This is a genomic window from Streptomyces sp. NPDC093591 (assembly GCF_044764885.1).
Lineage (GTDB): Bacteria > Actinomycetota > Actinomycetes > Streptomycetales > Streptomycetaceae > Streptomyces.
Genome location: NZ_JBIWIY010000015.1, coordinates 142,627 through 168,404, shown reverse-complemented (window position 1 = coordinate 168,404; position 25,778 = coordinate 142,627). Strand labels below are relative to the sequence as shown.

The 25,778-nt window shown below is 69.3% G+C and carries 22 protein-coding genes, 1 pseudogene and 1 riboswitch; of the genes and pseudogenes, 7 read left to right on the top strand and 16 right to left on the bottom strand.

The genetic code is table 11. The features are described 5' to 3' along the window. Positions 1 to 41 precede the first annotated feature (41 nt). Positions 42 to 940 (top strand): annotated as a pseudogene (locus tag ACIREI_RS29775) (CocE/NonD family hydrolase). 277 nt (positions 941 to 1,217) lie between these two features. Further along, positions 1,218 to 1,393: riboswitch (cyclic di-AMP (ydaO/yuaA leader) on the top strand. A 5-nt stretch (positions 1,394 to 1,398) separates the two neighbouring features. Beyond that, positions 1,399 to 2,169 (top strand): transglycosylase SLT domain-containing protein, encoded by a 771-nt coding sequence (locus tag ACIREI_RS29770; protein WP_403339172.1) that lies wholly within the window; start codon positions 1,399 to 1,401, stop codon positions 2,167 to 2,169. Positions 2,170 to 2,216: 47 nt separating this feature from the next. On the opposite strand, the gene ACIREI_RS29765 is transcribed toward ACIREI_RS29770, so the two are convergent. Both ACIREI_RS29765 and ACIREI_RS29760 read right to left on the bottom strand, forming a co-directional pair. Continuing rightward, positions 2,217 to 3,047, bottom strand: coding sequence for an HAD family hydrolase (locus ACIREI_RS29765; RefSeq protein WP_403339169.1), 831 nt, complete (start codon positions 3,045 to 3,047; stop codon positions 2,217 to 2,219). 145 nt (positions 3,048 to 3,192) lie between these two features. Continuing rightward, positions 3,193 to 3,315, bottom strand: coding sequence for a hypothetical protein (locus ACIREI_RS29760; protein WP_403339166.1), 123 nt, complete (start codon positions 3,313 to 3,315; stop codon positions 3,193 to 3,195). 78 nt (positions 3,316 to 3,393) lie between these two features. Between ACIREI_RS29760 and fahA the strand changes: the two genes are divergently transcribed. The 4 genes from fahA (at position 3,394) to ACIREI_RS29740 (ending at position 7,080) form a co-directional block, all read left to right on the top strand. After that, positions 3,394 to 4,617 (top strand): fumarylacetoacetase, encoded by a 1,224-nt coding sequence (gene fahA, locus ACIREI_RS29755; protein ID WP_403339163.1) that lies wholly within the window; start codon positions 3,394 to 3,396, stop codon positions 4,615 to 4,617. Positions 4,618 to 4,764: 147 nt separating this feature from the next. Continuing rightward, positions 4,765 to 5,562 carry a hypothetical protein gene (locus ACIREI_RS29750; RefSeq protein ID WP_403339160.1) on the top strand — a complete coding sequence of 266 codons (798 nt, stop codon included), beginning with the start codon at positions 4,765 to 4,767 and terminating at the stop codon, positions 5,560 to 5,562. After that, positions 5,559 to 5,936: a GntR family transcriptional regulator gene (locus ACIREI_RS29745; protein ID WP_403339157.1), complete on the top strand. Its 378-nt coding sequence runs from the start codon at positions 5,559 to 5,561 to the stop codon at positions 5,934 to 5,936. Before ACIREI_RS29750 ends, ACIREI_RS29745 begins: the two co-directional genes overlap by 4 nt. A 205-nt stretch (positions 5,937 to 6,141) precedes the next feature. After that, the gene (locus ACIREI_RS29740; protein ID WP_403339154.1) at positions 6,142 to 7,080 is read left to right on the top strand and encodes a M56 family metallopeptidase; all 939 of its coding nucleotides are present in this window, start codon (positions 6,142 to 6,144) and stop codon (positions 7,078 to 7,080) included. Positions 7,081 to 7,171: 91 nt separating this feature from the next. Here the strand turns inward: ACIREI_RS29740 and recQ are convergent, their stop codons facing one another. Then, complete coding sequence (recQ, locus tag ACIREI_RS29735) at positions 7,172 to 9,205, bottom strand: DNA helicase RecQ (protein ID WP_403339431.1); 2,034 nt, start codon at positions 9,203 to 9,205, stop codon at positions 7,172 to 7,174. A 200-nt stretch (positions 9,206 to 9,405) separates the two neighbouring features. Between recQ and ACIREI_RS29730 the strand changes: the two genes are divergently transcribed. Next, on the top strand, positions 9,406 to 10,008 hold the full coding sequence (locus ACIREI_RS29730) for a Uma2 family endonuclease (protein WP_403339151.1): 603 nt from the start codon (positions 9,406 to 9,408) through the stop codon (positions 10,006 to 10,008). Positions 10,009 to 10,084: 76 nt separating this feature from the next. Here the strand turns inward: ACIREI_RS29730 and nuoN are convergent, their stop codons facing one another. From nuoN to ACIREI_RS29665, 13 genes are read right to left on the bottom strand one after another with little or no spacing between them, the layout of a single operon-like run. Beyond that, a complete protein-coding gene (gene nuoN, locus ACIREI_RS29725; RefSeq protein ID WP_403339149.1) occupies positions 10,085 to 11,734 on the bottom strand; it encodes an NADH-quinone oxidoreductase subunit NuoN in 1,650 nt (549 codons plus the stop codon). Then, the gene (locus ACIREI_RS29720; protein WP_403339146.1) at positions 11,731 to 13,302 is read right to left on the bottom strand and encodes an NADH-quinone oxidoreductase subunit M; all 1,572 of its coding nucleotides are present in this window, start codon (positions 13,300 to 13,302) and stop codon (positions 11,731 to 11,733) included. The genes nuoN and ACIREI_RS29720 overlap by 4 nt, the downstream gene beginning before the upstream one ends. A gap of 5 nt (positions 13,303 to 13,307) precedes the next feature. Then, entirely contained in the window at positions 13,308 to 15,272 is a 1,965-nt protein-coding gene (gene nuoL / locus ACIREI_RS29715; protein WP_403339143.1) for an NADH-quinone oxidoreductase subunit L, read from the bottom strand. 16 nt (positions 15,273 to 15,288) lie between these two features. Then, a complete protein-coding gene (nuoK, locus tag ACIREI_RS29710) occupies positions 15,289 to 15,588 on the bottom strand; it encodes an NADH-quinone oxidoreductase subunit NuoK (RefSeq protein ID WP_003998919.1) in 300 nt (99 codons plus the stop codon). Continuing rightward, a complete protein-coding gene (locus ACIREI_RS29705) occupies positions 15,585 to 16,427 on the bottom strand; it encodes an NADH-quinone oxidoreductase subunit J (RefSeq protein ID WP_403339140.1) in 843 nt (280 codons plus the stop codon). Before ACIREI_RS29705 ends, nuoK begins: the two co-directional genes overlap by 4 nt. Continuing rightward, positions 16,424 to 17,065 carry an NADH-quinone oxidoreductase subunit NuoI gene (gene nuoI / locus ACIREI_RS29700; RefSeq protein WP_403339138.1) on the bottom strand — a complete coding sequence of 214 codons (642 nt, stop codon included), beginning with the start codon at positions 17,063 to 17,065 and terminating at the stop codon, positions 16,424 to 16,426. Before nuoI ends, ACIREI_RS29705 begins: the two co-directional genes overlap by 4 nt. Beyond that, positions 17,058 to 18,422 carry an NADH-quinone oxidoreductase subunit NuoH gene (gene nuoH / locus ACIREI_RS29695; protein ID WP_403339135.1) on the bottom strand — a complete coding sequence of 455 codons (1,365 nt, stop codon included), beginning with the start codon at positions 18,420 to 18,422 and terminating at the stop codon, positions 17,058 to 17,060. The genes nuoI and nuoH overlap by 8 nt, the downstream gene beginning before the upstream one ends. Next, complete coding sequence (locus ACIREI_RS29690; protein ID WP_403339132.1) at positions 18,419 to 20,923, bottom strand: NADH-quinone oxidoreductase subunit G; 2,505 nt, start codon at positions 20,921 to 20,923, stop codon at positions 18,419 to 18,421. The genes nuoH and ACIREI_RS29690 overlap by 4 nt, the downstream gene beginning before the upstream one ends. Then, the gene (gene nuoF, locus ACIREI_RS29685; protein WP_403339129.1) at positions 20,920 to 22,269 is read right to left on the bottom strand and encodes an NADH-quinone oxidoreductase subunit NuoF; all 1,350 of its coding nucleotides are present in this window, start codon (positions 22,267 to 22,269) and stop codon (positions 20,920 to 20,922) included. Before nuoF ends, ACIREI_RS29690 begins: the two co-directional genes overlap by 4 nt. Beyond that, positions 22,269 to 23,141, bottom strand: a complete 873-nt coding sequence (gene nuoE, locus ACIREI_RS29680; protein WP_403339126.1) for an NADH-quinone oxidoreductase subunit NuoE — start codon at positions 23,139 to 23,141, stop codon at positions 22,269 to 22,271. The genes nuoF and nuoE overlap by 1 nt, the downstream gene beginning before the upstream one ends. Beyond that, complete coding sequence (locus tag ACIREI_RS29675; RefSeq protein ID WP_356572273.1) at positions 23,138 to 24,460, bottom strand: NADH-quinone oxidoreductase subunit D; 1,323 nt, start codon at positions 24,458 to 24,460, stop codon at positions 23,138 to 23,140. Before ACIREI_RS29675 ends, nuoE begins: the two co-directional genes overlap by 4 nt. After that, positions 24,457 to 25,218, bottom strand: coding sequence for an NADH-quinone oxidoreductase subunit C (locus tag ACIREI_RS29670; protein ID WP_403339123.1), 762 nt, complete (start codon positions 25,216 to 25,218; stop codon positions 24,457 to 24,459). Before ACIREI_RS29670 ends, ACIREI_RS29675 begins: the two co-directional genes overlap by 4 nt. Then, positions 25,215 to 25,769 (bottom strand): NADH-quinone oxidoreductase subunit B family protein, encoded by a 555-nt coding sequence (locus tag ACIREI_RS29665; RefSeq protein WP_003998928.1) that lies wholly within the window; start codon positions 25,767 to 25,769, stop codon positions 25,215 to 25,217. The genes ACIREI_RS29670 and ACIREI_RS29665 overlap by 4 nt, the downstream gene beginning before the upstream one ends. Positions 25,770 to 25,778: the final 9 nt, after the last annotated feature.

Genomic DNA, 25,778 nt, shown 5'->3' with positions numbered 1-25,778 from the left:
CACGACGCACCCGGCGCACCGACCAGACGGGGATCCCGCTCATGCACATCCGTACGCCCTTCCCCCACGAGGCGACTCATGAGGACATCTGGATCCCGCTCCAGGACGGGACTCTGCTGTACGCGCGCGTGTGGCGCCCGCTGACGGACGAGCCCGTACCGGCGCTCCTCGAATACCTGCCGTACCGCCTGACCGACTGGACCGCACCCCGTGACCACCAACGCCACCCCTGGTACGCCGGCCACGGCTACGCCTCCGTGCGCGTGGACATCCGGGGCACGGCAACAGCGAGGCATGCCGACGGACGAGTACCCGGCGACGGAGCTCGCCGACGGGGTCGAGGTGGTCAACTGGCTGGCGGCCCAGCCCTGGTGCCACGGCAGGGTCGGTATGTTCGGCATCTCCTGCGGCGGCTTCAACTCCCTCCAGATCGCGGCCCTCGCGCCCGAGCCGCTCAAGGCGATCGTCACGGTCTGCTCGACGGACGATCGCTATGACAACGACGTGCACTACCTCGGAGGTTCCGTCCTCGCCGTCGACATGCACGCGTGGGCGTCGACCATGCTCGCCTTCGTCGCCCGCCCGCCGGACCCGGGACGTCGCCAGGGGCGAGTGGCGCCTGGAGGTCGCCCCCCGGTACGGCGGCACGCGCGTGCACCCCGAGGGTCGCGTGTACCCCGAGGGTCTGGAGTTCACCGAGGACGCGCTGGAGACGTACACCATCGACGAGTCGGACCCGTTGTCGGCCCGCACCCGCTCGGACTGGTCGATCCGGCTGCACCGCCCGGAGACGGCGTGGGACGTGACGGTGCGGGCGCGCTCGGAGATCAGCTGTGACCGGGAGTGTTTCGTCACCTTCAACGAGGTGGTCTGCCGGGAGGGCGAAGAGGCGCTTTTCCACTGGACATGGGAGAAACGGACTCAACGGACAGCCGGTTAACGGCGAGTTGGAGCCATTGCCCGATTTGCCGTTCTTGTGGACGCCAGTGAATTGGGTCACTCGCACCCGGTCGCACGCCCGACCGGACACACCCCCTTCCTTCCTTGCATCAAGCGCAAGTTGAGGCTTGGCAACCGCAAAGGATCAAGCACCCCATACACACCAGGCCATGGTCAACAGGCATGACAGGTGACCATGACACTTGTTCCGGTCATGTGCTCTCGCATACGTTCCCGCTCAGTCGGGCGGACGCCGAATCCTGCCGCCGCCCGAGCCACCCACCCACTCACTCACGCACGGCAGGAGCGGGGGACCCAGGTAAGTCGCCGGACCGGCCGCCTTGATGGCGCACCGGACCGGCTCGGGGTGAAGTTCGCGCTGCCGCACGGCGGCGCGGCCGGGCATCTCCCGCCCGAACCCGACAGCTCACCTCGCAGGCGTCGGAGAGGAACAGCGCCATGGCCCGAGGCAAGCACCGCCGCCCCAGAACCAACCCGCTCACCCGCCACGTCGTCGCAGCCGGAACCGGTACCGCGGCCCTCGCTCTCCCGCTCCTGAGCGCGACCACCGCCGACGCCGCACAGCCGGCCCAGGCCCCCGCCGTCGCGCAGGCGGCACCGCAGTCCACGCCGTCCGCGGCGAAGGCCAAGTCCATCACGTACACCACGAAGAAGGGCGACACGCTCTACGGCATCGCGGACCGGTACGACGCGCAGGGCGGCTGGCGACAGCTCTACAAGGACAACCGCAAGGCCGTCGGCGACAACCCCCGGCTGATCCACCCGGGCCTCGACCTGAAGGTCCGGGCGACGAAGGCCGCCGCGGCGAGCACGAGGGCCGAGAAGACGTCCGCACCGGCCAAGAAGTCCGCCGTCGCCCACGCCACCCCGGCCTCCGTGAAGTCGTACCCGGACAACCTCGACGGCTGGATCCGCAACGCACTGGACATCATGGCGCAAAACGGAATTCCCGGTTCATACGACGGGATTTACCGCAATGTCATGCGTGAGTCGTCGGGCAACCCGGCCGCCATCAACAACTGGGACTCCAACGCCGCGGCCGGCACCCCGTCCAAGGGTCTCCTCCAGGTCATCGACCCCACCTTCGCGGCCTACCACGTCCCGGGGACGGTCTACGACCCCTTCGACCCGGTCGCGAACATCACGGCCGCGTGCAACTACGCGGCCGCGCGGTACGGCTCGATCGACAACGTGAACGGCCCCTACTGACGGCCCTTACCAGGCGAATTCACTACCGACAGATCTAAAAACGGGCACTACTGGGCGAAGTCGGCCAGGATCCCCGTGAAGAGCCTCTCGAGGACGACGGCGATGCCGTCGTCCTCGTTCGAGAGGGTGATCTCGTCGGCGACCGCCTTGAGTTCGGGGTGCGCGTTGGCCATCGCGACACCGCGGGCGGCCCAGTGGAACATCGGGATGTCGTTGGGCATGTCACCGAAGGCGATGGTCTGGTGCGCGCCGAGGCCGAGGTGCTCGGCGGCGAGCGCCAGACCGGTCGCCTTGGTGACGCCGCATGGCTGGAGTTCGACGGTGCCGGGCCCCGACATGGTGACCGTGGCCAGGGAACCGACCACCGCGCGCGCCGTCGCCGCCAACTCGTCGTCGGACAAGGTGGGATGCCGCAGCAGCACCTTGCTGATCGGCTCGCACCACAGGTCGTCGCGGTGCCGGACGCGTACGGCGGGCAGGGTGGGATGAGGCATCAGGTACCCGGGTTCGATGAGCGTGAGCCCGTCGACGCCGTCCTGGTCGACGGCCGCGTACACCTCCCCGACCTCGGCCTCGATCTTGCCGAGCGCGGTCTCCGCCAACTCCCGGTCCAAGGTGATGGACCAGAGCAGACGGTCCGCGCCGGCGTCGTACAACTGCGCGCCCTGTCCGCACACCGCGAGCCCCGTGCTGCCCAGGACATCGAGGAGCGGCCGCACTCGGGGCGCGGGCCGCCCCGTCACGACGAGGTGCTGGGCACCGGCCGCCGCCACCAGCGCGAGCGCGTCGAGGGACCGGTCCGAGAGCGTGTCGTCGCCGCGCAGCAGCGTCCCGTCCAGGTCAGTGGCAATGAGTGAATATGCGATGGGTGGGGCCATGATCAGAGAATACGGACAGGACGCCCCATCGACTCGATGCGAACCGGACGGCTGCTGTGTTCACATGTGTTGACATCAGTTCCGGTTCCACTGCTGTTTCCGCGTTCGCTTCCGCGCCCGCAACTGCCCTCCCGCTTTTGCGATTTCACCCCCACGTGGTGCTCGCGAGCTCCTCGACGGTGATGTCGATGCGGTGGAACAGACGTCGCCCGACCGCGCCGACCAGGAAATTCGTCGAACTCGGCGACGCGAGCTCCGCACTGCCCAAGACAGCCGACTCACCCGTAACGTGTGCCCGACCACATGGCAATGGCATACGGAGCGTATGAGAGTGAGGCAGCACCCCATGCCCCCCTTCGATCTCCCCGAGGGCGACCCCTTCGGCACGCACAACCTTCCGTACGGCGTCTTCTCCCTCCCCGGCTCGGACTCCGCACGCCGGATCGGCGTCCGGCTCGGCGACCACGTCCTCGACGCGGGCAAGGCGGCGTACGCGCTCGGCTCCCCCTACGCCCCGCTGCTCGCCCAGGACTCCCTGAACCCACTGCTCGCGGCGGGCCGCACGACCTGGTCGGACGTCCGGCGCGCACTGACGGCGTGGGTGACGGTCCCGGCGCACCAGGAGGCCATCGCGGACCTCCTCCACCCACTGTCCTCAGTGACCCTGCACCTCCCCTTCGAGGTCGCGGACTACGTCGACTTCTACGCCTCCGAGAACCACGCCCGGAACGTCGGCCAGATCTTCCGCCCCGACGCGGCGGACTCCCTGACTCCCAACTGGAAGCACCTGCCGATCGGTTACCACGGCCGTTCGGGCACCGTGGTGGTGTCCGGCACGGATGTCGTACGACCGTCCGGCCAGCGCAAGGCCGCCGCCGATCCGGCCCCGGTCTTCGGCCCGTCGGTCCGCCTGGACATCGAGGCCGAGGTCGGCTTCGTGGTCGGCATGCCGTCTCAGATGGGCAAGCCGGTGGCGCTCGGCGACTACCGGGAACACGTCTTCGGCCTCTGCCTGTTGAACGACTGGTCGGCACGCGACCTCCAGGCCTGGGAGTACGTCCCCCTCGGCCCGTTCCTCGGCAAGTCCTTCGCCACCTCGGTGTCGGCGTGGATCACCCCGCTGGACGCGCTCGACGAGGCACGGGTGGCGCCTCCGGAGCGGACCCACCCGCTGCTGCCGTACCTGGACGACTCCGACTCCGAGACGGAACCCGGCGGCTACGACCTTCGGATCTCCGTTTCGATCAACGGCCACGTGGTCTCCGAACCCCCCTTCTCCACCATGTACTGGACGGCCGCCCAGCAACTCGCCCACATGACCGTGAACGGCGCCTCGCTGCGCACCGGCGACCTGTACGGCTCGGGCACGGTGAGCGGCCCGACGGAGCGCGAGCGCGGGTCACTGCTGGAGCTGACGTGGAACGGGCGCGACACCCTCGAACTCCCGGACGGCAAGCGGACGTTCCTGGAGGACGGCGACGTGGTGACACTGTCCGCCTGGGCGCCGGGGCCGGGTGGGGTTCGGGTGGGGCTGGGGGAGGTCACCGGGCGAGTTGTACCAAGCAGTTGACCGAGGCCGCATCTTGTACTTACCGCTTGATACAAGCGGTAAGTACAAGTCTGCGCAAATGTCCGCGTACACGGCTGCCCATATGCCGGTGCACATGTCGGCGCCATGTCTGCGTTCATGCCGTCTCCACGGGGGTCTGTGTCTGTCATGCTCGAACTCGGTTCGCGCCCTTCCACGTCGGCGCCCGCATCCCGCGCACCCGTCGACCGCTACGCCCGCTGGGCAGGCCTGGCCGTCGGAGTGCCGGCCGCCCGCTGGCTGCTGCCCCTGAACAACGGGGAGGGCACCCTCTACGCCATCCTCGCCTTCGGCCTGTGCGCGGTGGCCGGAGTGCTGCTGGGCGACGCCCTGACCGCGCCGCGCCGGGGCGCGGTACGCACGGCGGGCCTCACTCCACGCCGGGTCCGCGACTACGTACCGCCCCGGATGACCCTCCTGCTGCTCGGCCTCGCGGCCGCACTGGTCGTCCTGCTGGCGGCCGCGGCCGCGGTGGCGTCGCCGGACGACCTGGGCCGTGCCGGGCGCGCGCTCACGGTGACGTGCCGGGGCGTGACCGAGTCGCACTCCCCATGGCCCGGCCTCTACTACGGCCTTCCCATCCTGGCCTCCCTCGCCCTGTCCACGGCCGCCTGCGGCTGGTCCCTGCGGCGCATCGCGACCCGCCCAGGCGACGAACAGTCCCGCCGCGACCGGACATTGGCGATCGTCGCCGCCTGGGGCCTGGTGGTCTCGTCCTCCCTGCTGGGCGCGGCGTCGACGGCATCGGGCGCGCTGATGAGCACGGCCTGCGACGGTGCCGCGGGGACCGCCGCGAAAGTGGTGCTGTGGCCGCTGGGCCTGCTGGCCCTCCTCATGGCGCCGTGGTGCCTGTTCACGATCATCTCGCCGCGCGCGACGGCATGGCGGGGCCGTCGGGCCGGCGCCGACGGAACCGGCCGCCGATGAGCGGGGCAGGCCTGCGCGTCGACACGACCAGCCCGGTCCCGCCGTACGAACAGATCCGCGCCCAGCTCGCCGCTCTGATCTCCACCGGCCGCCTTTCGGAGGGCGAACGCCTGCCGACGGTACGGCAGTTGGCCGCCGACCTGGGGCTGGCCACGGGCACCGTGGCACGGGCGTACCGCGAACTGGAGGCAGCGTCCCTGATCCGCACCCGGCGCGGCGCGGGCACCCGCGTCGCCCCGCTCCCCGCGGGCCTCCGCCGCCCGGACCATGGTGAACTGGCCGCACTGGCACGGCAGTTCGCGGATCAGGCGCGCGCACTGGGAGCGGATGACACGGAGGTGATGGCGGCGGTCCGGGAGGCGCTGCGCGCGTAGGCTGTGACGCACGGCGATGCCAGGCTGCCGGATGGCGTCGATATCGGCGTCCGCGCGGTGCCCGCAGGCGAGTTCGGCGGCTCTTACCCGCTGACTCCGACGGCCGTCGCCGTCATACTGGCTGGCGGCGGAGGGTGTGTTCCTCGCCCACCGCCCCGTACAGCCGCCCCCGCACCTTCCCTGACCAGGATCCGGAGCCCTTGGCATGACCGTCTGCCTGCTCCTGTTGAGCATCGTCGCCCTGACGGCCGCCGTACCCGTCCCCCGAGCGCTGACCCGGGCCGCCTGGCCGGAACAGGAACCCGTGGTCGCGCTCTGGGTGTGGCAGTGCCTGGTCGCCACCGTCCTGCTGTGCTGCCTGACGGCCCTGGCCCTGGGCACGGCCGCATTCTTCGGCACGGTGCGCGCCCAGCTCTTCGCTCCGGCGCCGCCGTCGGTGACCGAGGCGTACGACCTCTCGACCGCGCCCGCCTGGGCGGCCACCCTCAGTGTGCTGCTGGCCTGCGGGGCCGCCTGGACGACCGCGATGCTGGCCCGCGAACTCGTCGAGGCGCGTCGGCGACGCGGCCAGGCCAGGGCCCACCTTCGCGAACGCGCCCCCGACCTGCCCGCCGGACTCGGCTCGGCGCGCGGCCCGCTCCTGGTGCTGGAGGACGAGTACCCCGACGCCTGGTGGATGCCGGGCAGCCCGCCCCAGCTGATCGTCACCACGGGGGCCCTGCGCCGTCTGACCGACCACCAGCTCGACGCCGTCCTCACCCATGAGCGTGGCCACGCCCAGGCCCGCCACGACTGGCTGCTGCACCTCTCCACCGCGCTTGCCACCGGTTTCCCCCGAATCCCGTTGTTCGCCCACTTCTGCGACCAGACCCACCGCCTGGTCGAACTGGCCGCCGACGACACGGCGTCCCGCCGCTGCGGTCACCTGACGACGGCGCTGGCCCTGATCGAACTCAACCAGCACCGGGGCGTTCTCTCCTGCGCGTCCACCCACCGTCTCCTGGGCGAACGCGTCAACCGCCTCCTCCAGCCGCCGCCGCGCCTGGGCCGCCGCCACCGGGCCCTCACGACGACGCTGGCAGCCCTGGTGCCGCTGCTCCCGCTGCTGATCACCTTCGCTCCAGGGCTGACGGCGCTGACCTGACCGTCGTGCCAGGGCTGGCGTCCCTGCACGGCGCCCCGCGTCCGGCCTCAGTGCCGGGCCCGCGCCCGGCGCCGAGCCGCTCTGCCGGCCTCTAGGCCCAGTCCTCCGGCTCCGCCTCCATCTCGGGCCAGTCGTCCGTCCCGAGACCGGCCCCGTGGCCTGCCCCCGGAGCCCCTGGATCGGCCTCGGCCGATGCCCCCACACCAGGCTCTCCCCGCATCGAGCCCAACACCTCGAGCACCCCCTCGCCGTAGGTCGCCAGCTTCTTCTCCCCCACGCCGCTGACGCCGCCCAGCTCCCGCACGGACGCGGGCCACACGGTCACGATCTCCCGCAACGTCGCGTCATGGAAGATCACATACGCCGGAACGCCCTGCTCCCGAGCCTGCTCGGCACGCCACGCACGCAACGCCTCGAAGGCCGGCACCAGCTCCTCCGGCAGTTCGGCCACCGCGGCCTTCGCCTTGCGCTCGCCACGCCCGGAACCCGCGGAACCCGACCCCGACGCCGACCGCGAGGTCACCGGCTTCTTCGGCTCCTTGCGCAGCGGCACCTCCCGCTCCCGCCGCAGTACCGACCCACTGGCCTCCGTCAGCACGAGCGTCCCGTACTCCCCCTCGACCGCGAGCAGCCCCTGGGCCAGCAGCTGCCGGATTACGCCCCGCCACTCGCCCTCGCCCAGCTCCTCGCCGATGCCGAACACGGACAGCTGGTCGTGATCGAACTGGATGACCTTGCCGGTGCGCTTACCCAGCAGGATGTCGACGATCTGCAGCGCCCCGAACTTCTGCCCCCGCTCCCGCTGCAGCCGCACCACCGTCGACAGCACCTTCTGCGCCGCGACGGTGCCGTCCCAGGTCTCCGGCGGTGTCAGGCAGGTGTCGCAGTTGCCGCAGCCCACCGGATCCGGGTCCTGACCGAAGTAGGCGAGCAGCTGACCGCGCCGGCACTGAGCCGTCTCGCACAGTGCCAGCATCGCGTCCAGGTGCGAGGCTGCCCGGCGCCGGAACGCCTCGTCGCCCTCGCCCATCTGGATCAGCTTGCGCTGCTGTATGACGTCGTTGAGGCCGTAGGCCATCCAGGCCGTGGAGGGGAGTCCGTCGCGGCCGGCGCGGCCGGTCTCCTGGTAGTAGCCCTCGACCGACTTGGGCAGGTCGAGGTGGGCGACGAACCGCACGTCCGGCTTGTCGATGCCCATCCCGAAGGCGATGGTCGCCACCACGACCAGGCCTTCCTCCCGCAGGAACCGGGACTGGTGCGCCGCGCGCGTGCCCGCGTCCAGGCCGGCGTGGTAGGGAACCGCCTCGATGCCGTTGCGGCTGAGGAACTCGGCCGTCGCCTCCACCGACTTGCGCGACAGGCAGTAGACGATGCCCGCGTCGCCCGCGTGCTCCTCACGCAGGAAGCCCAGGAGCTGCTTCTTGGGGTCCGCCTTCGGCACGATCCGGTACTGGATATTGGGCCGGTCGAAGCTCGCCACGAAGTGCCGGGCCGTCGGCATGTTCAGCCGCTGGGTGATCTCCTGATGCGTCGCATGCGTGGCCGTCGCCGTGAGAGCGATCCGCGGCACGTCCGGCCAGCGCTCGCCGAGCAGGGAGAGGGCCAGATAGTCGGGGCGGAAGTCGTGACCCCATTGGGACACGCAGTGCGCCTCGTCGATCGCGAACACCGCGATCTTGCCGCGGGAGAGCAGGTCCAGCGTCGAGTCGAGCCGCAGCCGCTCCGGCGCGAGGTAGAGCAGATCCAGCTCGCCCGCCAGGAACTCCGCCTCCACCACCCGCCGCTCGTCGAAGTCCTGCGTGGAGTTCATGAACCCGGCCCGCACACCGAGCGCCCGCAGCGCGTCCACCTGGTCCTGCATCAACGCGATGAGCGGGGAGACGACGATGCCGGTACCCGGTCTGACCAGGGAGGGAATCTGGTAGCACAGCGACTTGCCGCCACCGGTCGGCATGAGCACGACGGCGTCGCCGCCGGCCACCACATGCTCGATGACCGCTTCCTGCTCGCCCCGGAACGCGTCGTACCCGAAAACCCGGTGCAGCGCGGCCAGCGCCTCGCTACCGCTCGCCTGTGCCGCCTCGGTCACCCTTGGCATCTCACTGATCCCACCCGTCGCACCCATCGCCATGTCCCCCGCACGTCGTCCCTCGACCACTGCATCCACGATAGGGGCCACCACCGACAGGCCCGGAGTTATCCACAGGTCGCTCCGCACGCCCTGCGTCAAGGACACGACCGTCGTTCACACGTTCGCGGGAGACCTGCCCGTTTCCGGCGGATAGTCTGAGTGCACCGGCGAGACTCCGTCCCATGGGAGCACTGATGAGCGTCGCACCGAAGGCGTCCACGCCCACTTGGCCGACCCCGCCGGAAGGCGGCTGGACCGCCGACGACCTGGACCGCCTCCCGAATCTTCCTCCGCACACGGAACTGATCGACGGGAGCCTGGTCTTCGTGAGTCCGCAGACCCTCTTTCACGAACGCGCTGTCGACTTCTTCAAGTGGCAGCTCCAGTCCCTGGCCCCGGCGGAGTTCGAGGTCATCCGCGAGTTCACGATCGACATCGACCGCCAGAACCGGCCCGAGCCGGATGTGATCGTCGTGCGCGAGGACGTCGTGGAGGACTCGGAGCAGACGCGGTTCCCGGCGGAAGCGGTCCTCTTGGCCATCGAAGTCGTCTCGGCCGACTCCGTGTCCCGGGACCGCGAGACCAAGCCCCTGAAGTACGCCCGCGCGAAGATCCCCCACTACTGGAGGGTGGAGAACGAGAAGGGCCGCGCGGCAGTCCACGCCTTCGAGCTGGAGCCCACGACCGGTACGTACACCAGCGTGGGAATCTTCCGCGAGCGGATGAAGGTGGACGTTCCGTTCCCCGTCGACCTGGACCTGACCCAGATCAAGACGCGCCGCGACAAGGAACAGTAGGTCCACACACATCACAGCGGCCCGACACCCCGAAGGGAGCCGGGCCGCTGCTGTACGAGCAACAGCGAGCGCCTCGTCAGCGCACGAACACCCCCGCCGTACTCGCCAGATCCAGGAAGTACTGCGGCGCCACACCCAGCACCAGAGTGACCGCCACACCGACCCCGATCGCCGTCATCGTCAGCGGCGACGGCACCGCGACCGTCGGTCCCTCCGGCTTCGGCTCGCTGAAGAACATCAGCACGATGACGCGGATGTAGAAGAACGCGGCGATCGCGGACGAGATCACACCGACCACGACCAGCGGGCCGGCCCCACCCTCCGCCGCCGCCTTGAACACGGCGAACTTCCCGGCGAAGCCGGAGGTCAGCGGAATGCCCGCGAAGGCCAGCAGGAACACCGCGAACACGGCCGCGACCAGCGGCGAACGGCGGCCCAGACCCGCCCACTTGGACAGGTGCGTCGCCTCGCCGCCGGCATCGCGCACCAGAGTCACCACCGCGAACGCACCGATCGTCACGAACGAGTACGCGGCCAGGTAGAAGAGGACGGACGACACACCGGACGGCGTGGTCGCGATGACACCCGCGAGGATGAAGCCCGCGTGCGCGATCGACGAGTACGCCAGCAGCCGCTTGATGTCGGTCTGCGTAATCGCGACGATCGCACCGCCCAGCATGGTGATGATCGCCACGCCCCACATGACCGGCCGCCAGTCCCAGCGCAGGCCGGGCAGGACGACGTACAGCAGACGCAGCAGCGCACCGAACGCCGCCACCTTCGTCGCCGCCGCCATGAACCCGGTCACCGGCGTCGGCGCACCCTGGTACACGTCCGGCGTCCACATGTGGAACGGCACCGCGCCCACCTTGAACAGCAGGCCCATGACGATCATCGCGGCGCCGACGAGCAGCAGCGCGTCGTTGCCCATCGTGTCCGCGAGCGCCGGGGTGACGTCCGGCACCGTACCGTCGACGACCTGCGCGATCGCCGCGTACGAGACGGAGCCCGAGTAGCCGTACAGCAGCGCGATGCCGAACAGGGTGAACGCGGACGCGAAGGCACCCAGCAGGAAGTACTTGACCGCGGCCTCCTGCGACATGAGCCGCTTGCGGCGAGCCAGCGCGCACATCAGGTACAGCGGGAGCGAGAAGACTTCCAGGGCGATGAAGAGGGTCAGCAGGTCGTTGGCCGCCGGGAAGATCAGCATGCCGGCGACGGCGAACATCAGCAGCGGGAACACCTCGGTGGTGGTGAACCCGGCCTTCACGGCGGCCTTCTCGCTGTCGCTGCCCGGCACGGACGCGGCCTGCGCGGCGAAGGAGTCGACCCGGCTGCCGTGCGCCGCCGGATCGAGTCGCCGCTCGGCGAAGGTGAACAGGCCGACCAGGCCCGCCAGCAGAATCGTGCCCTGCAGGAAGAGGGCCGGTCCGTCGACGGCGATCGCGCCCATCGCGGCGATGCCCGCCTTGGTCGTGGCGTACCCGCCGGCCGCCAGCGCCACGACCGCGGCGAAGGCCGCGACGAGTGCCACGACGCAGACGAACACCTGCGTGTAGTAACGCGCCTTGCGCGGGACGACCGCCTCGATCAGCACCCCGATGATCGCCGCGCCGACGACGATCAGGATGGGCGACAGTTGTCCGTACTCGATCTTCGGCGCGTCGATCTTCGAGATCGGGTCGGCCGCGGTTGTCCACAGGCTGTGGACGGCTGATGCGCTCACTTGGCCGCCTCCACCTCGGGCTGGGGGTCCTTCTTCTGTACGTCGGACATGGTCTGCTTGACCGCCGGGTTGACGACGTCCGTGAGGGGCTTCGGGTAGACGCCCAGGAAGATCAGTAGTACGACCAGCGGGGCGACGACCACGAGCTCGCGCACCTTGAGGTCGGGCATGGCGGAGATCTCCGGCTTCACCGGGCCCGTCATGGTCCTCTGGTAGAGGACGAGGGTGTAGAGCGCGGCGAGCACGATGCCGAAGGTGGCGATGATGCCGATCACCGGGTAGCGGGTGAACGTGCCGACCAGGACCAGGAATTCACTCACGAAGGGTGCCAGTCCCGGCAGCGACAGCGTCGCCAGTCCGCCGATCAGGAAGGTGCCGGCGAGCACCGGGGCGACCTTCTGCACTCCGCCGTAATCGGCGATGAGCCGCGAGCCGCGCCGCGAGATCAGGAATCCGGCCACCAGCATCAACGCGGCCGTGGAGATGCCGTGGTTGACCATGTAGAGCGTCGCGCCGGACTGGCCCTGGCTGGTCATCGCGAAGATGCCCATGATGATGAAGCCGAAGTGCGAGATCGACGCGTACGCGATCAGGCGCTTCATGTCCCGCTGGCCGACCGCGAGCAGCGCCCCGTAGATGATGCTGATCAGTGCCAGCACGAGAATGGCGGGCGTCGCCCACTTGCTCGCCTCCGGGAACAGCTGGAGGCAGAAACGGAGCATCGCGAAGGTGCCCACCTTGTCGACGACCGCGGTGATGAGGACGGCGACCGGTGTGGTGGCCTCCTGCATCGCGTTGGGCAGCCAGGTGTGCAGCGGCCACAGCGGCGCCTTCACCGCGAAGGCGAAGAAGAAGCCGAGGAACAGCCAGCGTTCGGTGTTCGTCGCCATGTCGAGCGTGCCGTTGGCGCGGGCCTCGGCGATCTCCTGGAGGCTGAAGTTCCCGGCGACGACATAGAGGCCGATCACCGCGGCCAGCATGATCAGACCGCCGACCAGGTTGTAGAGCAGGAACTTCACGGCCGCGTACGACCGCTGCGTCGCCGCCACCTTCTCGCCGTGCTCGTGGGCACGGTCTCCGAAGCCGCCGATGAGGAAGTACATCGGGATGAGCATGGCCTCGAAGAAGATGTAGAAGAGGAAGACGTCGGTGGCCTCGAAGGAGAGGATCACCATCGCCTCGACGGCCAGGATCAGGGCGAAGAAGCCCTGCGTCGGCCGCCACCGGCTGCTGCCGGTCTCCAGCGGGTCGGCGTCGTGCCAGCCCGCGAGGATGATGAACGGGATCAGCAGCGCCGTCAGCGCGATGAGCGCCACCGCGATGCCGTCCACGCCGAGTTCGTAGCGGACGCCGAAGTCGGCGATCCAGGCGTGGGATTCGGTGAGCTGGTAGCGGTCGCCGTCCGGGTCGAAGCGGACCAGGACGGTGATCGCGAGGGCGAGCGTGGCGAGCGAGAAGAGCAGCGCCAGCCACTTGGCGGCGGTGCGCCGGGCGGCCGGTACGGCGGCCGTGGCGATCGCCCCGATCGCCGGGAGCACCGCCGTAGCTGTCAGCAGAGGAAAGGACATCGGTATCAGACCGCCCTCATCAGCAGGGTCGCGGCGATGAGGATCGCCGCACCGCCGAACATCGAGACCGCGTACGACCGCGCGAAGCCGTTCTGCAGCCTGCGCATCCGTCCGGACAGGCCGCCCATCGAGGCCGCCGTGCCGTTGACGACGCCGTCGACCAGGGTGTGGTCGACGTACACCAGGGAGCGCGTGAGGTGCTCGCCGCCGCGCACGAGCACGACGTGGTTGAAGTCGTCCTGGAGCAGGTCGCGCCGGGCGGCCCGGGTGAGCAGCGAGCCGCGCGGGGCGACGGCCGGGACCGGGCGGCGGCCGTACTGGGCGTAGGCGAGGGCGACACCGATGACCATGCATGCCACGGTCGCGCCGGTGACCGCTGCCGCGCCGATCGGCGGGTGGCCGTGGGCGTGCCCGGTGACGGGCTCAAGCCAGTGGATGAAGCGGTCGCCGATGCTGAAGAACGCGCCGCCGGCCACGGACCCGACGGCCAGCACGATCATCGGGATCGTCATGACCTTGGGCGACTCGTGCGGGTGCGGTTCGGCGTGCTCGCCGTGCGTCTCGGCGGCGGGCTCCACGCTGGGCTCGGTCGGGGACGGGGTCGGGGCGTGGCGCCAGCGCTCCTCGCCGAAGAACGTCATCAGCATCACGCGCGTCATGTAGTACGCCGTGATGGCCGCGCCCAGCAGCGCGCAACCGCCCAGGATCCAGCCCTCGGCACCGCCCTTGGCGAAGGCCGCCTCGATGATCTTGTCCTTGGAGAAGAAGCCGGACAGACCGGGGAAGCCGATGATGGCGAGGTAGCCGAGGCCGAAAGTGACGAAGGTGACCGGCATGTACTTGCGCAGGCCGCCGTACTTGCGCATGTCGACCTCGTCGTTCATGCCATGCATGACCGAGCCGGCGCCGAGGAACAGCCCGGCCTTGAAGAAGCCGTGCGTGACCAGGTGCATGATCGCGAAGACGTAGCCGATGGGTCCGAGGCCCGCGGCCAGGATCATGTAGCCGATCTGCGACATGGTCGAGCCGGCCAGCGCCTTCTTGATGTCGTCCTTCGCGCAACCGACGATCGCACCGAACAGGAGCGTGACGGCACCGACGATGGTGACCACCAGCTGCGCGTCCGGCGCGGCGTTGAAGATGGCGCCGGAGCGGACGATCAGGTAGACGCCCGCAGTCACCATCGTCGCGGCGTGGATGAGGGCCGAGACCGGGGTCGGGCCCTCCATCGCGTCCCCGAGCCAGGACTGCAGCGGCACCTGGGCGGACTTGCCGCAGGCGGCGAGCAGCAGCATCAGGCCGATGGCGGTGAGCTGGCCCTCGGTCGCGCCGCCGACCAGCCCGGCCTCCTCATGGCTGCCGAGCACCGGGCCGAAGGCGAAGGTGCCGAACCAGAGGAACATCAGCATGATCGCGATCGACAGGCCCATGTCGCCGACGCGGTTGACCAGGAAGGCCTTCTTCGCGGCCGTGGCGGCGCTGGGCTTGTGCTGCCAGAAGCCGATCAGCAGATAGGAGGCGAGACCGACGCCCTCCCAACCGACGTACAGCAGGAGGTAGTTGTCGGCGAGGACGAGCAGCAGCATCGCCGCGAGGAACAGGTTCAGATAGCCGAAGAAGCGGCGGCGCCGCTCGTCGTGCTCCATGTACCCGACCGAGTACAGGTGGATCAGCGAGCCGACGCCGGTGATCAGCAGCACGAACGTCATCGACAGCTGGTCGAGGCGGAAGGCGATGTCGGCCTGGAAGCCCTCGACCGGGACCCAGCTGAACAGGTGCTGGGTGAGGGTGCGGTGTTCGGCGTCCTTGCCCAGCAGGTCGGCGAAGAGGATCACGCCGAAGACGAAGGAGACGAACGACAGGAGCGTGCCGATCCACTGGCCGACGGCGTCGAGACGCCGGCCGCCGCACAGCAGTACGGCCGCTCCGAGCAATGGCGCCGCGACCAGCAGCGCAATCAGGTTCTCCACGATTTCTTCCGACCCCTTAGAGCTTCATCAGGCTGGCGTCGTCGACCGAGGCCGAGTGGCGGGAACGGAACAGCGACACGATGATCGCGAGCCCGACCACGACCTCCGCGGCGGCGACGACCATCGTGAAGAAGGCGATGATCTGGCCGTCGAGATTGCCGTGCATCCGGGAGAAGGCGACGAGCGTGAGGTTGCAGGCGTTGAGCATGAGCTCGATGCACATGAAGACGACGATCGCGTTGCGCCTGATCAGCACGCCGGTCGCGCCGATCGTGAACAACAGGGCGGCCAGGTAGAGGTAGTTGACGGGGTTCACTTGGACGCCTCCTCGGGCCGCTTGAAGGCCGACGGCTCGATCGCGGTCCGCTCCAGCCGCTCCTCCGCGCGCTGTTCCAGGGCCTTGAGGTCGTTGAGCGCCTCGGTGGACACGTCACGGATCTGGCCGCGCTCGCGCAGCGTCTTGCTGACCGTGAGGTCGGAGGGGGTGCCGTCGGGCAGCAGGCCCGCGATGTCGACCGCGTTGTGCCGGGCGTACACGCCGGGCGCCGGCAGCGGCGGGACGTGCTTGCCTTCGCGGACGCGCTGTTCGGACAGCTCGCGCTGCGTCTTGGCGCGCTCGGTGCGCTCGCGGTGGGTGAGCACCATGGCGCCGATGGCGGCCGTGATCAGGAGGGCACCGGTGATCTCGAAGGCGAACACGTACTTGGTGAAGAGGAGGACCGCGAGGCCCTCCACATTGCCGTTCGCGTTCGCCTGGGCGAGGCCGTTGAACTCCGTGATCGAGGCGTTGCCGATGCCCCCGACCAGCAGGATGCCGAAGCCCAGGCCGCAGAGAAGGGCCAGCCAGCGCTGGCCCTTGATGGTCTCCTTCAGGGAGTCCGCGGCCGTGACGCCGACCAGCATCACCACGAACAGGAACAGCATCATGATCGCGCCGGTGTAGACGATGATCTGCACGACGCCCAGGAAGTAGGCGCCGTTGGCGAGGTAGAACACCGCAAGGATGATCATGGTTCCGGCGAGGCAGAGGGCGCTGTGCACGGCCCTCTTCATGAAGACGGTGCCCAGGGCGCCGATGACGGCGACGGTGCCGAGGACCCAGAACTGGAAGGCCTCTCCGGTGGAGGTGGAGTAGGCGGCGAGCTGCTCGGTCATCGGCCGATCACCTTCTCGGACGCCGGTTCGTCCTCACCGAAGGTCGTGGCGGCCTCCTGTGGGACCTCCCCCTTGGAGAGGGCCACTTGGCGCTCGGTACCGGGCGCGGCCTCCGTCACCAGACCCCGGTAGTAGTCCTGCTCGTCGGTCCCCGGGTAGATGGCGTGCGGGGTGTCGACCATGCCGTCCTCGAGACCGGCGAGCAGCTGCTCCTTGGTGTAGATGAGGTTGGCGCGGCTGGAGTCGGCGAGCTCGAACTCGTTGGTCATCGTCAACGCGCGCGTGGGGCACGCCTCGATGCACAGACCGCACAGGATGCAGCGGGCGTAGTTGATCTGGTACACGCGGCCGTACCGCTCGCCCGGCGAGTAGCGCTCCTCGTCGGTGTTGTCGGCGCCCTCCACATAAATGGCATCGGCGGGGCAGGCCCAGGCGCACAGCTCGCAGCCGACGCATTTCTCCAGGCCGTCCGGATGGCGGTTGAGCTGGTGCCGTCCGTGGAAGCGGGGAGCGGTGGTCTTCTGCTGCTCCGGGTACTGCTCGGTCAGCCGCTTCTTGAACATGGCCTTGAAGGTCACGCCGAAGCCTGCGACGGGGTTCATGAAACCGGGGTTGGTCTCCTTGGGCTCCTCAGCCATCGGACGCCTCCTTTCCATCCAGAGATCCGTCACTCTGAGTATCGGGCCCACCACTGACAATCAGCTCCCGCTCACGGCGCGGGCGGCGCCGCGGCACCGGCGGAAGCTCCTGTCCGGGCAGTGGCGGTACGGGGAATCCGCCCGCCATCGCGTCGAAGCCGGCGGGTTCCTCGACGGGCTGCGCGCCTGCCTTCGTCCGCTCGCGGAACATGTCCGCGACGAAGGAGAGGAGCAGCAGCGCGAGGACGCCGCCGCCGACGTAGAGGGCGATGTCGGCGAAGTCGTAGTTCTCGTTCCGGAGCGTCCGCACGGTCGCGACGAGCATCAGCCAGACGACGGAGACCGGGATGAGGACCTTCCAGCCGAGCTTCATCAGCTGGTCGTAGCGGACGCGAGGCAGCGTGCCCCGCAGCCAGATGAAGAAGAACAGCAGCAGCTGGACCTTGATCACGAACCAGAGCAGCGGCCACCAGCCGTGGTTCGCGCCCTCCCAGAAGGTGCTGACCGGATACGGCGCCCGCCAGCCGCCCAGGAAGAGCGTCACGGACACGGCCGAGACCGTCACCATGTTCACGTACTCGGCGAGCATGAACATCGCGAACTTGATCGACGAGTACTCGGTGTTGAAGCCGCCGACCAGGTCACCCTCGGACTCCGGCATGTCGAACGGAGCGCGGTTGGTCTCGCCGACCATCGTCACGATGTAGATCAGGAAGGAGACCGGCAGCAGGACGATGTACCAGCGGTCCTGCTGCGCCTCGACGATCGCCGAGGTCGACATCGACCCGGAGTAGAGGAACACCGAGGCGAAGGCGGCACCCATGGCGATCTCGTACGAGATCATCTGGGCGCAGGACCGCAGGCCACCGAGCAGCGGATACGTCGATCCGGAACTCCAACCGGCCAGCACGATGCCGTAGATGCCGACCGAGGCGACGGCGAGGATGTAGAGCATCGCGATCGGCAGGTCGGTGAGCTGCATGGTGGTGCGGTGACCGAAGATCGAGATCTCGTTGCCTGCCGGCCCGAAGGGGATCACCGCGATCGCCATGAAGGCCGGGATGGCCGCGACGATCGGCGCGAGGACGTAGACCACCTTGTCCGCGCGTTTGACGATGACGTCTTCCTTGAGCATCAGCTTGATGCCGTCGGCGAGCGACTGCAGCATGCCCCAGGGGCCGTGCCGGTTGGGGCCGATGCGCAGCTGCATCCAGGCGACGACCTTGCGCTCCCAGACGATGGAGAACAGCACGGTCACCATCAGGAAGGCGAAGCAGAACACCGCCTTGATGACGACCAGCCACCAGGGGTCGCGGCCGAACATCGAGAGGTCTTCAGCAGCGAGGAAAGGGCTCATGCCTCCACCTCCTGAGGGGCCTCGGACGCGAGGGTCGCCGGGCCGATGCGGACGAGTGAGCCGGGCAGCGCCCCGGTGTCGGAGGCGACGCCACTGCCCACGGAGTTCAGCGGGAGCCACACCACCCTGTCGGGCATCTCCGTGATCTGCAGCGGGAGTTCGACGACTCCTGCCGTTCCGGTCACGGCGAGCATGTCGCCGTTCTTGACGCCGACCTCGGCGGCCGTGGCGGCCGACACGCGCGCGTGGGCGGCGTGCCGGGTGCCGGCGAGCGCTTCGTCGCCCGCCTGGAGGAGGCCCTGGTCGAGCAGCAGCCGGTGCCCGGCCAGGACGGCCTCACCGGCGGCCGGTCGCGGCAACTGGGCCGCGATCTCCAGGGGGTCGGTGGCCCGCGGGCCGTCCCAGGCGCCGAGCCGGTCGATCTCCACGCGCGTGGTGCGCAGATCGGGCAGGCCCAGGTGTACGTCCATGGCGTCGGCCAGCATCTGCAGCACGCGCGCGTCGGTCGGAGCCAGGCGGCGGGTCATGTGGTCGGGCTTGAGCGCGGCCTCGAAGAAGCGCACTCGGCCCTCCCAGTTGAGGAAGGTGCCCGCCTTCTCGGCGACCGCGGCGACGGGCAGCACGACATCGGCGAGCTCGGTCACCTCGCCGGGCCGCAGCTCCAGCGACACCACGAAGCCGACCTCGGCGAGCGCCTCACGCGCGCGTGCCGGATCGGGCAGGTCGGCGACCTCGACGCCCGCGACCAGCAGGGCCTGGAGTTCGCCCGTCGCGGCGGCCTCGACGATCTGGCCGGTGTCGCGGCCGTAACGGTGCGGGAGATCGGCCACACCCCAGACTGCGGCGACCTCCTCACGCGCGCGCGGGTCGGTCGCGGGACGCCCGCCCGGCAGCAGCGACGGCAGCGCACCGGCCTCGACGGCACCGCGCTCCCCCGCCCGGCGCGGGATCCACACCAGCTGGGCGCCGGTCGCGGCCGCGGCCCGCCCGGCGGCGGTGAGCCCACCTGCCACAGCGGCCAGCCGCTCACCGACGAGGATCACCGCGCCCTCGGTGCGCAGCGCCTCGGCCGCCCTCGCCCCGTCCCCTTCCAGGCCGACCCCGCTCGCGAGCGCGTCCAGCCATTCGGTCTCGGTGCCGGGAGCGGCGGGCAGCAGCGTGCCGCCGGCCTTCTCCAGACCGCGCGTCGCGTGCGTGGCGAGCGAAAAGACCTTCTGGCCGTGCTTGCGCCAGGCCTTGCGCAGCCGCAGGAAGATGCCGGGCGCCTCCTCCTCGGCCTCGAACCCGGCCAGCAGGACGGCCGGTGCCTTCTCCAGGAGGGTGTACGTGACGCCCGTACCGTCGAGGTCACGGCCGTGACCGGCGACCCGCGAGGCGAGGAAGTCGGCCTCCTCGCCGCTGTGCACGCGCGCGCGGAAGTCGATGTCGTTGGTGTCGAGCGCCACGCGCGCGAACTTGCTGTACGCGTAGACGTCCTCGATGGTGAGCCGGCCGCCGGTCAGGACACCGGTCCGGCCGCGCGAGGCGAGCAGTCCCTGGGCCGCGATCTGCAGCGCCTCCGGCCAGGAGGCCGGTTCGAGGTCGCCCTCGGCGTTGCGCACGAGCGGCGTCTGAAGCCGGTCGCGCTGCTGGGCGTAGCGGAACGCGAACCGCCCCTTGTCGCAGATCCACTCCTCGTTGACCTCGGGGTCGTTGGCCGCGAGCCGCCGCATCACCTTGCCGCGCCGGTGATCCGTCCGCGTCGCGCAGCCGCCGGAGCAGTGCTCGCACACCGACGGCGAGGAGACGAGGTCGAAGGGGCGGGAGCGGAACCGGTACGCCGCCGAGGTGAGCGCGCCGACCGGGCAGATCTGGATGGTGTTGCCGGAGAAGTACGACTCGAAGGGGTCGCCCTCACCGGTGCCGACCTGCTGGAGCGCGCCCCGCTCGACCAGCTCGATCATCGGGTCGCCTGCGACCTGGTTGGAGAAGCGGGTGCAGCGGGCGCACAGCACGCACCGCTCGCGGTCGAGCAGAACCTGCGTGGAGATCGGTACGGGCTTCTCGTACGTCCGCTTCCGTCCCTCGAAGCGGGACTCGGCGTGGCCGTGCGACATGGCCTGGTTCTGCAGCGGGCACTCGCCGCCCTTGTCGCAGACCGGGCAGTCCAGCGGGTGGTTGATGAGCAGGAGCTCCATCACACCCTTCTGGGCCTTCTCGGCGACCGGCGAGGTGAGGTGCGTCTTCACGACCATGCCGTCGGTGCACGTGATCGTGCAGGACGCCATCGGCTTGCGCTGGCCCTCGACCTCGACGATGCACTGGCGGCAGGCGCCGGCCGGGTCGAGGAGCGGGTGGTCGCAGAAGCGGGGGATCTCGATGCCGAGCTGCTCGGCGGCCCGGATGACCAGGGTGCCCTTGGGCACGCTGATCTCGACGCCGTCGATGGTCAGCGAGACGAGATCTTCCGGCGGGACCGCCGCCTCTCCGCCCCCGGAGGGAGCGCTCGTGGTCACGGTCATGCGTTCACCTCCGTGCGGTGGTCGGCCCAGGCCGTCGACTTGGCCGGGTCGAAGGGGCAGCCGCGGCCCGTGATGTGCTGCTCGTACTCCTCGCGGAAGTACTTCAGCGAGGAGAAGATCGGCGAGGCGGCACCGTCGCCGAGGGCGCAGAAGGACTTGCCGTTGATGTTGTCGGCGATGTCGTTCAGCTTGTCGAGGTCACTCATCACGCCCTTGCCGGCCTCGATGTCGCGCAGCAACTGCACGAGCCAGTACGTGCCTTCGCGGCAGGGCGTGCACTTGCCACAGGACTCGTGGGCGTAGAACTCGGTCCAGCGGGTGACGGCCCGTACGACGCAGGTCGTCTCGTCGAAGCACTGGAGCGCCTTCGTGCCGAGCATGGAACCCGCGGCGCCCACTCCTTCGTAGTCAAGAGGGACGTCGAGGTGCTCGTCGGTGAACATCGGCGTCGAGGAACCGCCCGGTGTCCAGAACTTGAGGCGGTGGCCGGGGCGCATCCCGCCGCTCATTTCGAGGAGCTGGCGGAGTGTGATGCCGAGCGGGGCCTCGTACTGGCCGGGGCTCGCGACATGGCCGCTGAGCGAGTAGAGCGTGAAGCCCGGGGACTTCTCGCTGCCCATCGACCGGAACCAGTCTTTGCCCCGATGCAGAATCGCGGGAACCGACGCGATCGACTCGACGTTGTTCACAACAGTCGGGCAGGCGTAGAGACCTGCCACCGCAGGGAAGGGGGGACGAAGCCGTGGTTGACCACGGCGGCCTTCGAGCGAGTCGAGCAGTGCGGTCTCCTCACCGCAGATGTACGCGCCGGCGCCGGCGTGCACGGTGAGTTCGAGGTCGAGGCCACTGCCCAGGATGTTCTCGCCGAGGTAGCCCGCCGCGTAGGCCTCGCGCACGGCCTCGTGCAACCGCCGCAGAACGGGGACGACTTCACCACGCAGATAGATGAAGGCATGCGAAGACCTGATGGCATAACACGCGATGACAATGCCCTCGATGAGGCTATGCGGGTTCGCGAAGAGGAGCGGAATGTCCTTGCAGGTTCCGGGCTCCGATTCGTCGGCGTTGACAACTAGATAGTGCGGTTTTCCATCACCCTGGGGAATGAACTGCCATTTCATTCCCGTCGGGAATCCCGCGCCGCCGCGCCCGCGCAGACCGGAGTCCTTGACGTACGCGATCAGGTCGTCCGGCGACATGGCGAGCGCCTTGCGAAGCCCCTCGTATCCTTCGTGCCTTCGGTAGACGTCCAGCGTCCAGGACCTGTCCTCGTCCCAGAAGGCCGACAGCACGGGTGCGAGCAGCTTCTCGGGGCTGGTGTCTTTCAGCTCGGGTGCCAAGGTCATCACTCCCCCTCCTCGGCGGTAGGCCCTGCCGGGTGGGCTGGGTCGGATGCCGATGTGTCCTGCGGCGCGTCATGCGAACTGAGGTGCTCGGTCGGGGACGGCTCGTGCACCGCACTGTCCTGCGGCTCGTCATGCGGGCCGCCGTCCCGCGGATGGACCACGCGCGCGGGTGCGGTCTCCCCCTTGGCCAGGCGGAGGCCCACCAGCGAGGCCGGTCCCGCACTGCCGCTTGCCTCGACGGCCCCGGGCCGCTCGTCGGGGAAGCCGGCCAGGATCCGCGCGGTTTCCTTGAAGGTGCACAGCCGCGCCCCGCGCGTCGGCTCGACGGTCCGCCCCGCGCGCAGGTCGTCGACGAGGCGCTTGGCGCTCCCCGGGGTCTGGTTGTCGAAGAACTCCCAGTTGACCATCACGACCGGCGCGAAGTCGCAGGCGGCGTTGCACTCGATGTGCTCCAGGGTGACCTTGCCGTCGTCGGTCGTCTCACCGTTGCCGACACCCAGGTGCTCCTGGAGCTCCTCGAAGATCGCGTCACCGCCCATCACCGCGCACAGGGTGTTGGTGCAGACGCCCACCTGATAGTCACCGCTCGGCTTGCGCCGGTACATGGTGTAGAAGGTGGCGACCGCGGTGACCTCGGCCGTGGTCAGGTGCAGCATGTCCGCGCAGAACTGCATCCCGGTGCGCGTGACATGGCCCTCCTCCGACTGCACGAGGTGCAGCAACGGCAGGAGGGCGGACCGGGAGTCCGGGTAGCGGGCGATGACGTCGCGCGCGTCCCTCTCGAGCCGTTCTCGAACGTCGTCCGGGTATGCGGGCGCGGGCAGTTCGGGCATGCTCAGGCTGACGCCCCGCTCCGAAGAAGAGGTGGTCACCGGTCGACGCCTCCCATCACGGGGTCGATGGACGCGACGGCGACGATGACGTCGGCGACCTGGCCGCCCTCGCACATCGCCGCCATGGCTTGCAGGTTGGTGAAGGACGGGTCGCGGAAGTGGACCCGGAAGGGGCGGGTGCCGCCGTCGGAGACGGCGTGCACTCCGAGTTCGCCCTTGGGCGACTCGACGGCCGCGTACGCCTGTCCCGGCGGGACGCGGAAGCCCTCGGTGACCAGCTTGAAGTGGTGGATCAGGGCCTCCATGGAGGTGCCCATGATCTTCTTGATGTGGTCGAGGGAGTTGCCGAGCCCGTCCGGTCCCAGGGCGAGCTGGGCGGGCCAGGCGATCTTCTTGTCGGCGACCATGACCGGTCCGGGCTGCAGCCGGTCCAGGCACTGCTCGACGATCCCGAGCGACTGACGCATCTCTTCCAGGCGGATCAGGAAGCGCCCGTAGGAGTCGCAGGTGTCGGCGGTCGGGATCTCGAAGTCGTACGTCTCGTAGTCGCAGTACGGCTGCGCCTTGCGCAGGTCGTGCGGCAGACCGGTGGAGCGCAGGATCGGGCCGGTGGCGCCGAGGGCCATGCAGCCGGCCAGGTCGAGATAGCCGATGTCCTGCATGCGGGCCTTGAAGATGGGGTTCCCGGTGGCGAGCTTGTCGTACTCCGGGAGGTTCTTCTTCATCTTCTTAACGAACTCGCGGATCTGGTCCACCGCGCCGGGCGGCAGGTCCTGGGCGAGTCCGCCGGGGCGGATGTACGCGTGGTTCATCCGCAGGCCCGTGATGAGCTCGTAGATGTCGAGAATCATTTCACGATCACGGAATCCGTAGATCATGATCGTGGTGGCGCCGAGTTCCATGCCGCCGGTGGCGATGCACACCAGGTGGGAGGAGAGCCGGTTCAGCTCCATCAGGAGCACCCGGATGATCTTGGCGCGCTCGGTGATCTGGTCCTCGATGCCGAGGAGTTTCTCGACGGCGAGACAGTAGGCGGTCTCGTTGAAGAAGGACGTCAGGTAATCCATGCGCGTCACGAACGTGGTGCCCTGCGTCCAGGTCCGGTACTCGAGGTTCTTCTCGATGCCGGTGTGGAGGTAGCCGATGCCACAGCGGGCCTCGGTGACCGTCTCGCCGTCGATCTCCAGGATCAGGCGGAGCACTCCGTGGGTGGAGGGGTGCTGGGGGCCCATGTTGAGGACGATGCGCTCGTCGTCGGCGCGGGCCGCGGCCTGGACGACCTCGTCCCAGTCGCCACCGGTCACCGTATAGACGGTGCCTTCCGTGGTCTCACGGGCGGATGCTGACTGCGTGCTCACGAGTACGACCTCCGCTGGTCCGGAGCCGGGATCTGGGCGCCCTTGTACTCGACGGGGATGCCGCCGAGGGGGTAGTCCTTGCGCTGCGGGTGGCCCTGCCAGTCGTCCGGCATCATGATCCGCGTCAGGGCCGGGTGACCGTCGAAGACGATGCCGAAGAAGTCGTACGTCTCGCGCTCGTGCCAGTCGTTCGTCGGATACACGGAGACGAGCGACGGGATGTGCGGGTCGCTGTCGGGGGCGCTGACTTCGAGGCGGATCAGCCGGTTGTGGGTGATCGAGCGCAGGTGGTAGACGGCGTGCAGCTCGCGGCCCTTGTCGCTGAGGTAGTGGACGCCGCTGACACCCGTGCAGAGTTCGAAGCGCAGGGCCGGGTCGTCGCGCAGGGTGCGGGCGACGCGGACCAGGTGCTCGCGTTCGACGTGGAAGGTGAGTTCGCCGCGGTCGACGACCGTCTTCTCGATCGCGTTGTCAGGGAGGAGTCCCTGTTCCTCCAGCGCGCCCTCGAGTTCGTCGGCGACCTCGTCGAACCAGCCTCCGTAGGGGCGGCTCGCGGGGCCCGGGAGCCGGACCGAGCGGACCAGGCCCCCGTAGCCGGAGGTGTCGCCACCGTTGTTGGCGCCGAACATGCCGCGCTGGACGCGGATCTCCTCGCCGCCCTGGCCGCGCTGGCCCGGGAGGTTGGAGGCGCTGAGGTCCTTCTCGGGGTTGACCCCGTTCGACCCGTTCGCCCCGTTGGTGCCGTTGGCGTCGCTCACCGCAGCAGCCCCTTCATCTCGATCGTGGGCAGGGCCTTGAGCGCCGCTTCCTCCGCTTCCCGGGCAGCCTCCTCGGCGTTCACGCCGAGCTTGGAGGTCTGGATCTTCTGGTGCAGCTTGAGGATGGCGTCCATCAGCATCTCCGGCCGCGGCGGGCAGCCGGGGAGATAGATGTCGACCGGGACGATGTGGTCGACGCCCTGGACGATCGCGTAGTTGTTGAACATGCCGCCCGAGGAGGCGCAGACCCCCATGGAGATCACCCACTTGGGGTTCGGCATCTGGTCGTAGACCTGCCTGAGCACCGGCGCCATCTTCTGGCTGACCCGTCCGGCGACGATCATCAGGTCGGCCTGGCGCGGCGAGCCGCGGAAGACCTCCATGCCGAAGCGCGCCAGGTCGTAGCGGCCGGCGCCGGTGGTCATCATCTCGATGGCGCAGCAGGCGAGGCCGAAGGTGGCCGGGAAGACGGACGCCTTGCGCACCCAGCCCGCGGCCTGCTCGACGGTGGTCAGCAGGAATCCGCTCGGCAGCTTTTCTTCGAGTCCCATGTCTTAAGG

Coding starts and splice junctions, on each gene's coding strand:
- ACIREI_RS29770 (WP_403339172.1), top strand. CDS start 1,399: ATGGCCCGAGGCAAGCACCGCCGCCCCAGAACCAACCCGCTCACCCGC.
- ACIREI_RS29765 (WP_403339169.1), bottom strand. CDS start 3,047: ATGGCCCCACCCATCGCATATTCACTCATTGCCACTGACCTGGACGGG.
- fahA (WP_403339163.1), top strand. CDS start 3,394: ATGCCCCCCTTCGATCTCCCCGAGGGCGACCCCTTCGGCACGCACAAC.
- ACIREI_RS29750 (WP_403339160.1), top strand. CDS start 4,765: ATGCTCGAACTCGGTTCGCGCCCTTCCACGTCGGCGCCCGCATCCCGC.
- ACIREI_RS29745 (WP_403339157.1), top strand. CDS start 5,559: ATGAGCGGGGCAGGCCTGCGCGTCGACACGACCAGCCCGGTCCCGCCG.
- ACIREI_RS29740 (WP_403339154.1), top strand. CDS start 6,142: ATGACCGTCTGCCTGCTCCTGTTGAGCATCGTCGCCCTGACGGCCGCC.
- recQ (WP_403339431.1), bottom strand. CDS start 9,205: ATGGGTGCGACGGGTGGGATCAGTGAGATGCCAAGGGTGACCGAGGCG.
- ACIREI_RS29730 (WP_403339151.1), top strand. CDS start 9,406: ATGAGCGTCGCACCGAAGGCGTCCACGCCCACTTGGCCGACCCCGCCG.
- ACIREI_RS29720 (WP_403339146.1), bottom strand. CDS start 13,302: ATGTCCTTTCCTCTGCTGACAGCTACGGCGGTGCTCCCGGCGATCGGG.
- ACIREI_RS29705 (WP_403339140.1), bottom strand. CDS start 16,427: ATGACCGAGCAGCTCGCCGCCTACTCCACCTCCACCGGAGAGGCCTTC.
- nuoI (WP_403339138.1), bottom strand. CDS start 17,065: ATGGCTGAGGAGCCCAAGGAGACCAACCCCGGTTTCATGAACCCCGTC.
- nuoH (WP_403339135.1), bottom strand. CDS start 18,422: ATGAGCCCTTTCCTCGCTGCTGAAGACCTCTCGATGTTCGGCCGCGAC.
- ACIREI_RS29690 (WP_403339132.1), bottom strand. CDS start 20,923: ATGACCGTGACCACGAGCGCTCCCTCCGGGGGCGGAGAGGCGGCGGTC.
- nuoF (WP_403339129.1), bottom strand. CDS start 22,269: ATGACCTTGGCACCCGAGCTGAAAGACACCAGCCCCGAGAAGCTGCTC.
- ACIREI_RS29665 (WP_003998928.1), bottom strand. CDS start 25,769: ATGGGACTCGAAGAAAAGCTGCCGAGCGGATTCCTGCTGACCACCGTC.